The sequence below is a fragment of the Ruegeria sp. BB7 genome (genome assembly GCF_056539365.1).
On record NZ_JBQFUV010000002.1, the window covers coordinates 493,724 to 507,320 of the forward strand.

A 13,597-nucleotide genomic window follows, 5' to 3' on the forward strand; every position below is an offset into this window, starting at 1 on the left:
GTGCAACGCCGCCCGCCAGAGTCCAGCACCAACGCGCATTCTTTTCCATTGGTCGCAGCCTTGTCCTATGCCTGCTAAGCGGCCATTGTGGCAGGGCTTCTCCGGAAAGGGATATGAAATCTATGACTTTGGCAAACCAGATCATTTGGGGCAGTATCTATCTGGGCATCTGCTTTCTGTTCGAGATTATCCTGCTGACGTGGTGCACACAGTTGGTGCGGGAACTGACCCTGCGACTGGAAAACGCCAAAAGGTTCTTTACGATTGCTGCACCGATCTGTCTGGCCCTTAGCTTTATTGTGGCCATTCACACATTCCAAGTCTGGCTATGGGCTATTGTCTGGGTGTTTGGTGATGTTCTGACCGACTGGAATACGGCGCTGTATTTCTCGTTGGTGACCTTCACGACACTGGGCTACGGCGATATCGTTCTGGGCGAGGATTTGCGAATTTTTGGGGCCTTCGCCTCGGTCACCGGCTTGCTGGCGTTTGGATTGTCTACGGCGTTCATGGTGGCGCTGATGACGCAAGTCTTCAAGGAAGAGCTGATCTCTTAGAGGATCGGGGCGAACAGCCGCGCCAGAGGTGAGCCAAAGCGGATGTAGGGCGGTTGTTCGGACAGGTTTCGAGTCAGCTCATAGCTGCAGTCGAAATCTGTGTTCAGCATTTTTTCCAAGGCTTCGGTCGCACGTGGATCAAAAAACAGCGCCATCGCTTCGAAATTCAGCCGGAATGAGCGGTTATCCAGATTGGTCGTACCCACGGCGGCCAGAGTGTCATCGACCACAAACGCCTTTTGATGCATAAAGCCGTTAGTATAGCGAAAAATCCGTGCGCCGCAGTCCCGGATTTCATCGAAATAGGCATAGGCGGCCAGCCAGGGCAGCCGGTGATCGATCACGTCCGGCACCAGAATACGCACATCCACACCTCGCAGGGCCGCGTTTTGCAAGGCGGTCATGACGTCGATATCCGGCACGAAGTAGGGCGATGCGATCCAAATCCGCTCCTTAGCTGCCGTAATTGCCGAGAAGAACATCATCGCGCCGGTTTCGGTGTCATCCCCAGGTCCGGTCGCAACCAGCAGCGCGTTCATGTCTTGTTCGGATTCCGATCCGGCCCAGTTTAATTGGTCGATCAGATCTTCTTCATGCGCCCAGTGCCAGTCTTCTACAAAGATCAACTGTAATTGCCGGACGATATGACCAGTCATTTTCAAATGAGTGTCGCGCCAGTGGCCGAAATGGCTGCTCTGACCCAGATATTCGACACCTACATTGTGGCCACCGATAAATCCGGTCTCACCATCAATGATCACAGTCTTGCGGTGATTGCGGTAATTAAGCTGAAAGCGGTGCTGAGGACCGCGCCGGTCGCGTGGGTTGGCAATCACGACGCCCGCGCCTCGTAAGGTCTCAAGATAAGCTGTTGGCAAGCCATAACTTCCTACAGCATCGGTCATGAAGCGGACAGAAACACCGCGTTGCGCGGCCTCAATTAGTTTGGACTGCAATTTCTTGCCCAGCGAGTCGTCGCGGACAATGTAGAACTGGATCAGGATATAGCTTTGCGCGGTGTCTATTGCCTCGAATATGGAGTCGAAAGTTGCCTCGCCATCGATCAGCAATTCGGCCCCGTTGCCGCGTGACACAGGCAGATGCGCAAGGGCTTCAAAGGGGCGGGGGTTTATGGACATCTTTTCAAGATCGGGCTTTGAAAAATCCGCGAAACTCTTGATGCCCTCCACGACCCGCTCACTGTGCTTGCGGGCGATGCGATAACCCCGAAATCGATGGTGCCCGAGAAACAGATACATCGGCACCCCGAACATCGGTGCTGAGATCAGAAACACCACCCATCCAACCGCGCCCTGTGGTGTGCGCGCGGTCTGTGCGGCCCGGATCGCAAAGACCAATGCCGTCGCGTAGAGAAAAAAGACGGCCGCGGAAACAAGTAATGTCCACATGGGGTTATCAGTCTCTGAGTGTTTATTCGCCCCCAGTGTAGATGCGATCCCAGTCTTGCGCCATATCTACGATGATCCAGCCCAGATCCGGCCCTTTGTCCAACCCGTCGACCAATTTGCCAATGTGGCTTTCGCGGTCATAAGCCCATTCGCGTTCGGCATCGGTGTGGTGGATCAAAACACCAAGGCGCGGCCCATGCCCGGCGGTTGTCCATTCGAGCATGGCAAAATCGCCGTCAGAGTTTCCCACTGACAGAATCGGCCGTCTTCCAATTGTGCGTTCGATATTGATTGGTTTGCCTTCCTTGTCGTCAATAAAGGCAATGCCGGGTGCCTTGATGATGGCTGGTGCACCGTTGGAATTTTCGTAGGTTGCGGCCGAGTATGTACCCAAAACCTGCTCAGGCGGAATGCCATAGGCGTCTTCTGCGAAAACGCGCATAAAGTGCAGACCACCGCCTGACACGATATAGGTTCTGAACCCCTCGTCCCTGAGAAAACGCAGCAACTCGACCATCGGCTGATAAGTCATCTGATCATATGGCAGATCAGTAGCCGGATGCCGGGCAGTGTTCAGCCAATCGGCAGCTATCGCTTTGAATTCTTCCACGCTGATGCCGGAATGGGTGGCGTCCAATACCTCGATCAGGGCGTCGTGACCACCCTCGACCAAGGCATTTAAATCTCCATTTGCAGCGGCCTCTAACGTCGGAGTAATCAAGATCGACGGGTCGGCCTTAGCCAGTTCCGCGAGGCGTTCCATTGCGAAGGTCAGCTGAAAATACACAGGCTGTTCAGCCCAGAGGGTTCCATCGTTGTCAAACACGGCGACACGCGCCGCCGGAGTGACGTAATCCACGCTTTCCGGGTCTGTCACCATCTCAACAAACGCAATGATACGGTCACGGGTTTCGGTGTCTTTCCAGCTTGGCAATGGATCGGCTACGGCCAGCAACGGGGCCGCCAAAAAGAACAGGGCGAGAATGATGCGCAGCATGTCCAAATATCCTGATTTGAAATGGCAGAGGCCGCTGGGAATAGCGACCTCCGGTCTTATCAGCTAGTGCGCGGACGGCGTGGACAGCTTCTGCATGACCTGGTCCAGGCTGAAACTGGCCGCCTTCTGGCGTGGTGGAAATTCTTGGAAGGTGGTCAAGAAATTCCCAACATATTGTTGAGCGGGCACTAGGAAATAAGCACGATCAAGTATCCAGTCGTAATAGGTATTTGACGTGCGATAGCCACGTTCGTACGGGTCACGGCGCAAATTCACGATGATTGGTACGCGCAGTTCGGTGAACGGCTCCATCCATGCGCGCAAGGTCGACCAAGCTTTCTGCTCAAGAAAGATCAGCTTCCAATCATCAAAGCGCAGCGCAGACAGGTCGCCGTCATCGGTGAAATAGAAGATCTCGCGACGTGGGCTTTCTGTAGTTTCACCCGTCAGCAATGGCAGAATGTTGTAGCCATCCAGGTGAACCTTGTAGTCGCGGTCCATCGCAGGCGAGGAATATCCTGCCATCAGCTTATCTTTGATCTCGGGATCACCGGCGACGGCCAGATAGGTCGGCAGCCAATCCATATGATGAACGATTTCATTCATTACTGAACCGGCCTCGATCTTGCCGGGCCAGCGCACCATTGAAGGCACTCGCCAACCGCCTTCCCAATTGGTATTCTTCTCGCCCCAGAACGGGGTCGAAGCGGCGTCGGGCCAGGTGTTGTAATGGGGGCCGTTATCGGTTGAGTAATGGACAATTGTATTGTCAGCGATGCCCAGTTCATCCAGCAGATCAAGAAGTTCACCCACCTGTATGTCATGTTCGATCATGCCAGCAGTGTATTCATCGGCAGGATCACCGATGATCTCATTGGCTTGTGCGCGCATCTCATCTTTGACATGGGTGCGGAAATGCATCCGGGTGCCGTTCCACCAGACATAGAAGGGTGTACCATTCTGGTTGGCCTCGCGGATAAATTCAATCGCCGCCTCAAGCGTTTCCTGATCCACTGTTTCCATGCGTTTGCGGGTCAGGGGGCCGGTGTCCTCGATCGGGCCGCCTGCGGTTGAGTGAATAACACCGCGCGGGCCATATGCTTCGCGGAAGGTACGCCCATCCGGTAAAATAGCATCGCCCGGGTAATCTTCATGCTCGGGTTCTTCTTCAGCATTTAAGTGATATAGATTCCCGAAAAACTCATCAAAACCATGGTTTGTCGGAAGATGTTCATCCCGATCGCCAAGATGGTTTTTGCCAAATTGACCGGTGACGTAGCCGTGGTCTTTCAGCAGCCCCGCGATTGTGGGGTCTTCGATCTGCATACCTTCTTTTGCACCGGGCAGGCCCACTTTGGACAAACCGGTTCGGAATACAGACTGTCCCATGATGTATGAGGACCGCCCCGCAGTACAGGATTGCTCGCCGTAATAGTCCGTAAAGATCATGCCTTCATTGGCTACTCGGTCGATATTTGGGGTCCTGTAGCCCATAAGGCCCATCGTATAGGCCGAGATGTTGGACTGACCGATATCATCGCCCCAAATGACAAGGATATTGGGTTTCTGATCCTGCGCCCAGGCGGGGATTGCAAGACAAGCGGCGAAAGTGGCGGCCGCAAGTTTAGATATCCATTTTGGTATGCTAGAGTCAGGTGGTAACATAGAAAGCTCCTAAAAATACAGGCCATTAGAGGCCGCTTTCAAAGCAGGAACGGTGATTTTGCACCGTCGTAAACCGCTGATCCCCAAATTATTATTCGCGTTATACGGGAACCTCAAATAAAAATAACCGAAAGTTCGATGGCGAAGCTCTTAACATATATAAAAATATAAATATACAGTGTGGACTGAACTCTTCACCTTTGGCGCAGATCTTTAATCTGTATCCTGATCGTCCCCCAGTCGACCATCCAGAGACATCAGGATCGCGACGGGGCGAAGGGCCGGGATATGGCTGAATACGATCAGGATGCAAACGGTCAATGGGACGCTCAGGAAAGCTCCGATAAGGCCCCAGATTGTCGTCCAGAACATCAGGGCCAGAATGACCAAAAAAGTCGACATATTAAGAGATCGGCCCAAAAAAGCAGGGTCCAGGAAGTTGCCAATCAGGAATTGGATGGTCCCGCAGCCAAGGATGATGACGAGGAACGGCCCAATGCTTTCGAATTGAACAAGTGCAATCATCGATGGGAAAATCACCGCGATTATCGATCCGATCGATGGTATGAAATTCAGGGCAAAGGTCAGAACCGCCCAGGTTTCAGCAAACTCCAAACCCAGCACTTTGAAGACCGAGTAACTGATACCAGCGGTTATCAAACTGATCAGCGTTTTTACCCCGACGTACCGTTGCAGGCTGAACGTGATGGCATCTAGAATGGCCGCAAATTCAATACCAGCTTTGGGATCACCTGCAGCCAACTGGATCTTTTTGCGAAAGGCCAGCCGCTCGGCCATGAGGAAGGCGACATAGAGGCTGATCAGAAAGAACTGGTTCAGCAAGGACGTAGCACTGCCAAGCAGAACACGCGCAACGTAAGACATATCGATGTTGATCAGGTTGTCGCGAATAAATTTGGTCACGTCGTTACCCACTAAACCAGTGACCCGGTTCACCGTGTCGTCGAACTGGTCTTCGTAGGTGCCGATCGTTCTGGCAAACTGGGTCGCCTGACTTCCTAGAATATACATGATGACAAAAAGACCGGCTAAAACGACAGTTACACCTGCGATATTGGCCAACCAAACGGGCGCGCGGGTCAGTGTAATGATCCTGTCGCTTAGCGCGATGATCAGGACGTTGATCAGCAGGGCCATCGTCAGCGGGATCAGAAACGCGGAGCCAGCATATAGTCCCAGCACGACAAGTGTCGCGACAATCGAAATGTCCCGCACAACGGAAAGCCTAAGCTTTAAGGGTTCTGCGATGGTGTCATTGTCCAGTTTCATAGGTTGGCCTGTGTCAGGAACTGCGCGTCGCGCGTATAGCTGATCCTGCACAGCAAGTGCGGATTATGCAATGCGCCCAATTGTTTGCCGGGGTTTATCTGCACAGTAGAGCGATTTGGCGGTTCAGCGGACAGAGAAGGCGGGTTAGGGTTTCGCCATGATAACGCGTGTGATTCCCTATTTTGGCCGACCGGTTCAGGCACTTGTGCTTGCCGTGACGAGATTCAGTTCAAAGAACGGTTTTGTTATGAGCAGCCACGTCGCTATGTCTCTGATGATGGCGTTATTCCCTTTTGTTTTGTTTACCGTTGCTCTCGCGGGGTCTCTCTCGCAGGATTACGTGACAAACGAGCTGATCGATTTGATTTTTGGCGCATGGCCTCAGGATGTTGCCGAGCCCATCGTGGCTGAACTACGTTCGGTATTGGCCCAGTCAGGCTCAGGTGTGATTACTCTGGGTGGTTTGCTGGCCGTGTTTTTTGCTTCGAACGGTGTGATGGCGGTTCGTGCGGCGATGAACCAAGCGTATCATGATCGCGATAGCTGGCCTTTCTGGAAGACACGTTTGCTGTGTTTGGGATTGGTGATCACCGGAGGCATTGCCATTCTGGGTATCGCAGCGGTCGAAGTTGTCTTGCCGGTTTATACGCAGCTTGTATCCGAAAAAACCGATGTGAATGTCTCGGACTGGTTGTCAGTAGATCGCCTGCGTTGGACTTTCACTGTCGCCGTTCCCGTCGGTGTCGTGGTTTTGGCGCATCTGGTCCTGCCAACAGGGCGACACAAGTTAAAACAAATCCTCCCGGGCGTGGTGCTGACGCTGGCGCTGTTGGGCGCAGGAGGGTGGGGGTTTTCTGTCTATATCGCGCAATTCGCTTCTTACAGCGCAACTTACGCAGGTCTGGCAGGAGCGATGGCCGCGTTGATCTTCCTGTATCTGTGCGCAGCTATTCTGATCCTCGGGGCCGAATACAACGGTGCGCTGATGGATTTGCAGGATGAAACCGATGGGCCAGCGGTGTGAGGCTGGTTGCGCTCTTTTTCAGTCTGTTTGTACCTTTAGGCGTATTCGCTGAAACCCCGAATTATGTCGGGTCTGACCAATGCGTTGAGTGTCACGCGGATGAGGCAAAGGAATGGGCCGCGTCCCATCACGCTCTGGCCTGGACCCAAGTTGACGAAGGTCACGTCAAAGCGGATTTCGACGGTGTGCGGTTTGATCATGACGGTATGTCCGTGGAATTCGTACATACCGACGATCTGCTGCAGGCCCGTGTGACCGAGAAGGACGGGGTTGAAACGCTCTATGACGTGCATTCAGTCGTCGGGATCGAGCCGTTACAGCAATATCTGTTCGAAACTGAGCCCGGCCGATTGCAGAGTTTTGATGTCGTCTGGGACACGGAAAACCAGCGATGGTTTCATCTTTATCCCGATCAAGACCTGCCACCGGATGACGGGTTGCACTGGACTGGTCCTTACAAAAACTGGAACGCCCGTTGTGCGGAATGTCACGCCACCAGGTTTGAAAAGAACTATGATGCGCTGACCCGAAGCTATGACTCGGCTCAGGCCGAGATCGGGGTCGGATGTGAGGCCTGCCACGGCCCCGGATCTGCGCATATCGAATGGACGCGGGGCCAAAGTCTTTCTGCCGATCTGGGCGAATTTGGATTCACCTTGAATTGGGGCAGGGGCCGGGTTGAGGAGGAAATCCAGCAATGTGCCGGTTGCCATTCCAGACGCGAAGCACATGGCGACGGAAACCCGATCCCGGGAACACCCTATCACGACGCCTACAATATGGCGGTGCTACGCCCCGGTCTTTACCACCCGGATGGCCAGATATTGGATGAGGTTTACGTTTACGGCTCGTTCTTACAGTCCAAGATGTACGGGCGAGGCGTGGGTTGCATGAATTGCCATAACCCACACAGTGCAGAGTTGAGGGCGGAAGGAAACGGGGTCTGTACCCAATGCCATTCTCCGGCTGGCAATCCTGATTTTCCGACCTTGACGGCAAAGGACTATAATACGCCCACACATCATCATCACCCGGAAGACAGCGAAGGGGCGCAGTGTACATCCTGTCACATGATCGAACGTGTCTATATGGGCGTAGACGGGCGGCGCGACCACAGTTTCCGCATACCGCGTCCCGACCTGGGGCTGGGCGAAGATGCCTGTACCGATTGTCATCAGACGAAGGATCAGGCTTGGGCGGCAAGTCAGATCGAAGTTTGGTTCCCTGAAACCACTCATCGTGGTCCACATTTCGGAGCAGTGTTTCAAGCAGCTATGACCGGACAGGCCGGGGCGCCGGATGACTTACTGGCAATTGCGAGTGACGCGGAAACAGCAGGTATCGTGCGCGCAACTGCGGCCTACCTGCTTCAACCCTATGCAACGGGGGAAATAGCGTCAAAAACCACACCCCTATTGTCAGATCCAGACCCTCTGGTGCGTGCCAATGCAGCTCCGTTGCAACGTCAGGCAACCTTGACGGATCGGGTTCAAAGGCTGGAACCGCTACTCTCGGACCCAATGCGCAACGTGCGAATTTCAGCGGCCAAAGAGTTCCTGAACGTCCCGAGCCAATCCCTGACTTCGGATCAACAGGCGCGCGTCGGGCAGAGCATGGGCGAATGGCAGGATGCAATCGCCAACCGTCTCGATTTTCCGGAAACTCACCTTGTTCTGGGCGGGATGGCTTTGACATTCCGCAACGCTCCGGCCGCCGAACGCGCATTCCGAGAGGTCGTAACTCTGGACCCGCAGCGCGTCGAAGCCTGGCCGATGCTGGTACAACTGGCACAGATAAATCGAGGGCCAGAGGCAGCGCTAGAGGCGCTGAAAGAAGGGCTGGCAATGTTGCCGGAAGATCCTGGCTTGCTGCAGTTAAAGTCCCAACTGTCCCCATAGATCGGCATTGCGTGGCCCGGTTTGCGCCATGAAACGGGCAAATTCATCGATTAACGACTGGGATGGGTGAAATCTTCGCCAGCCTTAAAGGTGTTTCATGTCTGACAAACCAGTCCACACATCGCAGCTACAAAATCCGGTTTCCCTGAATCAGAGGATCGCGGAATTACAGGCCAGAAAACCGCAGTTTATTAATCGCGACGAAGCGTTGGAGTTGCAGCGTGACGCTGCCGCGTCACTGCGCGAACAATTCTTGGCCGGAGACCGCAGTTGGCTGGACGATTAAGTCAGCCTCGGAACCCGGTCGCGACCACGAATTTCTCGGAACTGTCCGAACGTGATGCGGGTGGTTTCACATTCGCCACCTTTTCAAACTTCTGCTTCAGAAGTTTTTGCAAATCGCCCTCGGCTCCTCCGGCCAGAACCTTGGCAACAAATGTGCCACCTTCTTCCAGAACGTCAAAAGCAAAGTAAGTCGCTGTTTCGCACAGCGCCATGATCCGCAGGTGATCGGTTTGCTTATGCCCGGACGAGGCCGCTGCCATATCCGACATCACCACATCCGCCTTGCCGCCGAGCCATGTTTTGACCTTTTCGTCGGCATCATCTTCCATGAAGTCCAGCACATGTGCCTCGGCACCTGCGACCGGTTCAACCTCTTGCAGATCGACGCCCAGAACGGTTCCAATCCGTTTGCCTGATCGCTCGCCCAGCGCATTGACGCGTTTGACGGCTACCTGCAGCCAGCCACCCGGCGCGCAGCCCAAATCAACCACGCGCGCACCGGGAACCAGGAACCGGAACTTGTCGTCCAGTTCGAGAATTTTATATGCCGCGCGCCCACGATAGCCCTCGGCTTGCGCGCGCTTGACATAAGGATCGTTCAACTGCCGCTCAAGCCAACGGGTTGAGCTGAGTTTGCGCCCGCGCGCTGTCTTGACCTTAACTTTCAGGTCGCGTTGTCCACGGCCCGAGTTGTTTTTGCCACTTGGTGTCTTCGCCATCAGAACGGTCCGTCTTCCAATACGCCGTCCGCACTCATTTGTGCATAAAGCAAACCTTCGCGCAGCCCACGGTCCGCCACGGAAAGGCGGTCGGTGGGCCAGCAGCGAAGCAATGCCTGCAAAATGGCCGAGCCGGACATGATCAGGGCCTGCCGGTCATCGCCGATACGCGGATCTCGCCGCCGCCCCAGTGGGCCGAGTTCTAAGTATCCTCGTATGACTTTGTCAATCTGATCGCTGGTCATACGCAGACCATCCACCTTCGTTCGGTCATAGCGTTTCAGCCCCAGATGTGAGGCGGCCACCGTAGTGACCGTTCCGCTGGTGCCGACGATCTGAAATCCTTCGCGGGCCTGTTCGTCTTTGTAGGGGGCGAAATCGGCTAGGTTCTCTTCGAAGAACCAACTCATCAGAGCAAAGCGAGCTGAGTCGTCCTCAACATCGTTGAACTGGTCCCGCAGTGTCGCCACACCCAGCGGGACACTGATCCAGTCCACCACTTTGGCTGTCGGAAAAGGGCTGTCGGCTGTATGAAACCCGTGATGCAGGCGCATGATCGCCGCCGGACGGTCCCGACGCGGCACCGATGAGATGTCGATCCATACCAACTCAGTCGAACCGCCACCGATATCCACGACCAACAATTGTTCGGTCTTGGTCGACACCAGCGGCGCGCACGAGATGACGGCCAAGCGCGCCTCTTCCTCGGGCTGGATGATCTCAAGCGTCAGTCCGGTTTCGCGCTTAACCTGCCGAATGAAGTCACGCGAGTTCTTGGCGCGTCTGCAGGCTTCGGTCGCGACCAGCCGCATCCGTTTGACCTTATTGCGTTTCAGCTTTTGCTGGCAGATTCGCAGCGCCTGAATGGTGCGTGCCATAGAAGACCGAGACAATCGTCCGGTCCGCTCCAAACCCGCGCCAAGCTGCACGGATTTGGAAAAACTGTCCACCACATGGAACCCGCTGCCCTTGGGCTGGGCTATCAACATGCGACAGCTATTTGTCCCCAAATCCAGTGCTGCATAGAGTGCATCCGGATCGGGTCTTGCTGGCGCGGGGCTTTCGACCGCCTTCGGGAACGCGCCCGCACCTTTGGGACGCTTGGGCGCCATATTTAACGCCCTCCGATTTTCGAGTTACCCCGACCATAGGTCGGCCTATTCCATCGTGCAAGACGCTCATTAAAGTGATGAGTATTTTGATATGCGCACATGCGTGCATTTTCGTTACAAGACCCGTATCCCATCCTGGGCAAAAGGTCGTTTGAAATACGCCGTGTGTCGAAAATCGACCGACCTTGCCCCATATAGAAGTTTAGAACCGACCCATCTGGTTAGGAGGAATCAACGGCAATGCCTGACGTCACCATCGTTTACTGGCGCGACATTCCCGCTCAGGTCATCGTCGGCAAAGGCCGTCGCGGCGCCAAGCGGCAGTTGGAGGAGCGGTTCGAGCAAGCCATCGACCGTGCTGCCATGAAGGTGAATGCCAAGGACAGTGATGCCTACCTGGCTGAATGGCGCAAGGCTGATCCCTTTGCAGTCGAGGGCGACCCGTCCGAGATTGCCGAGGCCGAGGCCACGCGTTTGGAAACGGAATACGATCAGGACCGCATCAAAGCGCTGATCGCCAATGACGGTTGGGCATGAGCCCTGATCTATATGGGAGGCCGGAATGGCTTTGCTGAACTTTAAGAAACGTGATGCGGCCGAGAAGGCCCCGGTGAACCCGACCGTCGAAGCCTTTTTGCAAGGCTATTCGATCGAGGTGATGCCACGCACTGCTGAAAAGGTCGAGGATTTCCGGGCGCTGCTGCCTGAAGGCACGCGCGTCTACATCGCCCACATCGAAGGCACCCCGATCGAGGATATGGTCAAAACAGCCAAACGCATCGCGGCGGAAGGCTATCCGGTCATGCCGCACTTCCCGGCGCGGATCATCAAGGATGCGGCGACCCTGGAAAACTGGATCTCGATGTACCAGGGCGAAGCTGGTGTTGATCAGGCGCTTCTGCTGGCTGGTGGTGTTGAAAAACCGCATGGAGATTTCCACAGCTCGATGCAGTTGCTGGAAACCGGTCTGTTCGACAAGGCGGGTTTCAAACGCCTGCACGTGGCGGGTCACCCCGAGGGCAACAAAGACATTGACCCGGACGGTTCGACCAAAAACGTGGACGACGCGCTGCGCTGGAAACAGAAGTTCTCGGAAACCACCGATGTGGAAATGGCTCTGGCAACCCAGTTTGCTTTCGACGCCAAGCCAATCATTGCTTGGGCCGACAACCTGAAAGAGGCGGGTATTGATCTGCCGGTTCATATCGGCATCGCTGGCCCGGCAAAACTGCAGACGCTGATCAAGTTCGCCATCGCGTGCGGCGTGGGCCCCTCGCTGAAGGTTCTTCAGAAGCGTGCGATGGATGTGTCCAAGCTGCTATTGCCCTATGAGCCAAACGATGTGATCACCGAACTGGCCAGCCACAAGGCGTCCAACCCGGACTTCAACATCACCAACGTGCACTTCTTCCCGCTTGGCGGCATTAAGACCAATGCCAACTGGGCGATCAATAACGGTGGCGCTTCGGCAAAGCCCGCAAACTCCTAAGGATCGGACATGACCCGTACAGTCGTAGAATCAAAAACAAAAACAGCCGTCCTGGGCTTTGACGAACCGTTCTGTGTGATCGGTGAGCGGATCAACCCGACCGGCCGCAAGAAGCTGGCCGCCGAGCTGGAAGCAGGCGATTTCTCGACTGTCGAGAAAGACGCGCTGGCGCAAGTTATGGCGGGCGCAACCGTTCTGGATATCAATGCAGGCGTTGTCTACAACTCGAACCCGAACCCGAACGAGACCGAGCCGCCCTTGATGCGCAAGATTGTTGAACTGGTGCAGGGGCTGGTCGAAGTACCGTTGTGCATCGACTCGTCGGTTCCGGGTGCGCTTGAAGCCGGTCTTGAGGCGGCCGAAGGTCGTCCGTTGCTGAACTCGGTCACTGGCGAGGAAGAGCGCCTGGAACTGGTTCTGCCGTTGGTCAAGAAATACAACGTGCCGGTTGTTGCGATCTCTAACGATGACACCGGGATCTCGGAAGACCCCGATGTGCGTTTTGATGTCGCCAAGAAGATCGTTGAGCGCGCTGCCGACTTTGGCATCCCTGCGCATGACATTGTTGTTGACCCACTGGTTATGCCGATCGGTGCGATGGCAACCGCTGGCCAACAGGTGTTTGCTCTGGTTCGTCGTCTGCGCGAGGAACTGGGCGTGAACACCACCTGCGGTGCGTCAAACGTCTCGTTCGGTCTGCCGAACCGTCACGGCATCAACAACGCGTTCCTGCCGATGGCAATGGGTGCTGGCATGACTTCGGCTATCATGAACCCGGTTGCGCTGCCTGTGACGCAGAAGAAGATCGCTGAGAAGAAAGAGCAAGTGACTGCTGCCGGCATCATTCTGCCCGACGGCATGGATGATGAGGCATTCGTTCAGATGTTCGGTCTGGGTTCGACCAAGCCGCGTGCCGGTAAGGAAATGGAGGCTATCCGCGCCGCTAACCTGCTGACCAACAACGACGCGCATGGCGGTGAGTGGATCAAGTTCAACAAATCGCCGGATGAGGCTGGTGCTGCCGGTGGCCGTCGAGGAGGTGGCCGTCGCCGCCGCGCTTGATCCGTGAATTGAAAAACGTAGTGAGGCCGGGCAAGACGCCCGGCCTTTTTCGTGTTGATACTGATCAATGCCGAAATAGGCGCCGTAGGT

The 13,597-nt window shown here is 55.2% G+C and carries 13 protein-coding genes; 7 read left to right on the forward strand and 6 right to left on the reverse strand.

Annotation, left to right across the window (positions count from 1 at the left end; translation table 11 throughout):
• Positions 1-113 precede the first annotated feature (113 nt).
• Positions 114-557 (forward strand): ion channel, encoded by a 444-nt coding sequence (locus ACR0D7_RS07620; protein WP_480678481.1) that lies wholly within the window; start codon positions 114-116, stop codon positions 555-557.
• On the opposite strand, the gene cls is transcribed toward ACR0D7_RS07620, so the two are convergent.
• From cls to ACR0D7_RS07640, 4 genes are all read right to left on the reverse strand, one after another.
• The gene (cls, locus tag ACR0D7_RS07625) at positions 554-1,966 is read right to left on the reverse strand and encodes a cardiolipin synthase (protein WP_480678482.1); all 1,413 of its coding nucleotides are present in this window, start codon (positions 1,964-1,966) and stop codon (positions 554-556) included. The two genes, ACR0D7_RS07620 and cls, sit on opposite strands and share 4 nt — an antisense overlap.
• Before the next feature lie 22 nt (positions 1,967-1,988).
• Positions 1,989-2,963, reverse strand: coding sequence for an HAD family hydrolase (locus ACR0D7_RS07630; RefSeq protein WP_480678483.1), 975 nt, complete (start codon positions 2,961-2,963; stop codon positions 1,989-1,991).
• Between the two features lie 63 nt (positions 2,964-3,026).
• A complete protein-coding gene (locus ACR0D7_RS07635) occupies positions 3,027-4,628 on the reverse strand; it encodes an arylsulfatase (protein ID WP_480678484.1) in 1,602 nt (533 codons plus the stop codon).
• A gap of 213 nt (positions 4,629-4,841) precedes the next feature.
• Complete coding sequence (locus ACR0D7_RS07640; RefSeq protein ID WP_480678485.1) at positions 4,842-5,918, reverse strand: AI-2E family transporter; 1,077 nt, start codon at positions 5,916-5,918, stop codon at positions 4,842-4,844.
• A 157-nt stretch (positions 5,919-6,075) separates the two neighbouring features.
• On the opposite strand from ACR0D7_RS07640, the gene ACR0D7_RS07645 reads away from it, so the two are divergent.
• From ACR0D7_RS07645 to ACR0D7_RS07655, 3 genes are all read left to right on the forward strand, one after another.
• Positions 6,076-6,942: a YihY/virulence factor BrkB family protein gene (locus ACR0D7_RS07645; RefSeq protein WP_480678486.1), complete on the forward strand. Its 867-nt coding sequence runs from the start codon at positions 6,076-6,078 to the stop codon at positions 6,940-6,942.
• Positions 6,939-8,840, forward strand: coding sequence for a multiheme c-type cytochrome (locus ACR0D7_RS07650; RefSeq protein WP_480678487.1), 1,902 nt, complete (start codon positions 6,939-6,941; stop codon positions 8,838-8,840). The genes ACR0D7_RS07645 and ACR0D7_RS07650 overlap by 4 nt, the downstream gene beginning before the upstream one ends.
• A gap of 97 nt (positions 8,841-8,937) precedes the next feature.
• Complete coding sequence (locus ACR0D7_RS07655) at positions 8,938-9,126, forward strand: hypothetical protein (RefSeq protein ID WP_480678488.1); 189 nt, start codon at positions 8,938-8,940, stop codon at positions 9,124-9,126.
• Position 9,127: 1 nt separating this feature from the next.
• On the opposite strand, the gene ACR0D7_RS07660 is transcribed toward ACR0D7_RS07655, so the two are convergent.
• Entirely contained in the window at positions 9,128-9,844 is a 717-nt protein-coding gene (locus ACR0D7_RS07660; protein WP_480678489.1) for an RlmE family RNA methyltransferase, read from the reverse strand.
• On the reverse strand, positions 9,844-10,956 hold the full coding sequence (locus ACR0D7_RS07665) for a Ppx/GppA phosphatase family protein (protein ID WP_170381082.1): 1,113 nt from the start codon (positions 10,954-10,956) through the stop codon (positions 9,844-9,846). Before ACR0D7_RS07665 ends, ACR0D7_RS07660 begins: the two co-directional genes overlap by 1 nt.
• 240 nt (positions 10,957-11,196) lie before the next feature.
• Between ACR0D7_RS07665 and ACR0D7_RS07670 the strand changes: the two genes are divergently transcribed.
• The 3 genes from ACR0D7_RS07670 to ACR0D7_RS07680 are packed head-to-tail and all read left to right on the forward strand — an operon-like array spanning position 11,197 to position 13,507.
• Positions 11,197-11,493 (forward strand): virulence factor, encoded by a 297-nt coding sequence (locus tag ACR0D7_RS07670; RefSeq protein ID WP_480678490.1) that lies wholly within the window; start codon positions 11,197-11,199, stop codon positions 11,491-11,493.
• A 25-nt stretch (positions 11,494-11,518) separates the two neighbouring features.
• Positions 11,519-12,445: a methylenetetrahydrofolate reductase gene (locus ACR0D7_RS07675; RefSeq protein ID WP_480678491.1), complete on the forward strand. Its 927-nt coding sequence runs from the start codon at positions 11,519-11,521 to the stop codon at positions 12,443-12,445.
• 9 nt (positions 12,446-12,454) lie between these two features.
• Positions 12,455-13,507: a methyltetrahydrofolate cobalamin methyltransferase gene (locus ACR0D7_RS07680; protein WP_480678492.1), complete on the forward strand. Its 1,053-nt coding sequence runs from the start codon at positions 12,455-12,457 to the stop codon at positions 13,505-13,507.
• The last annotated feature ends 90 nt before the right edge of the window (positions 13,508-13,597 follow it).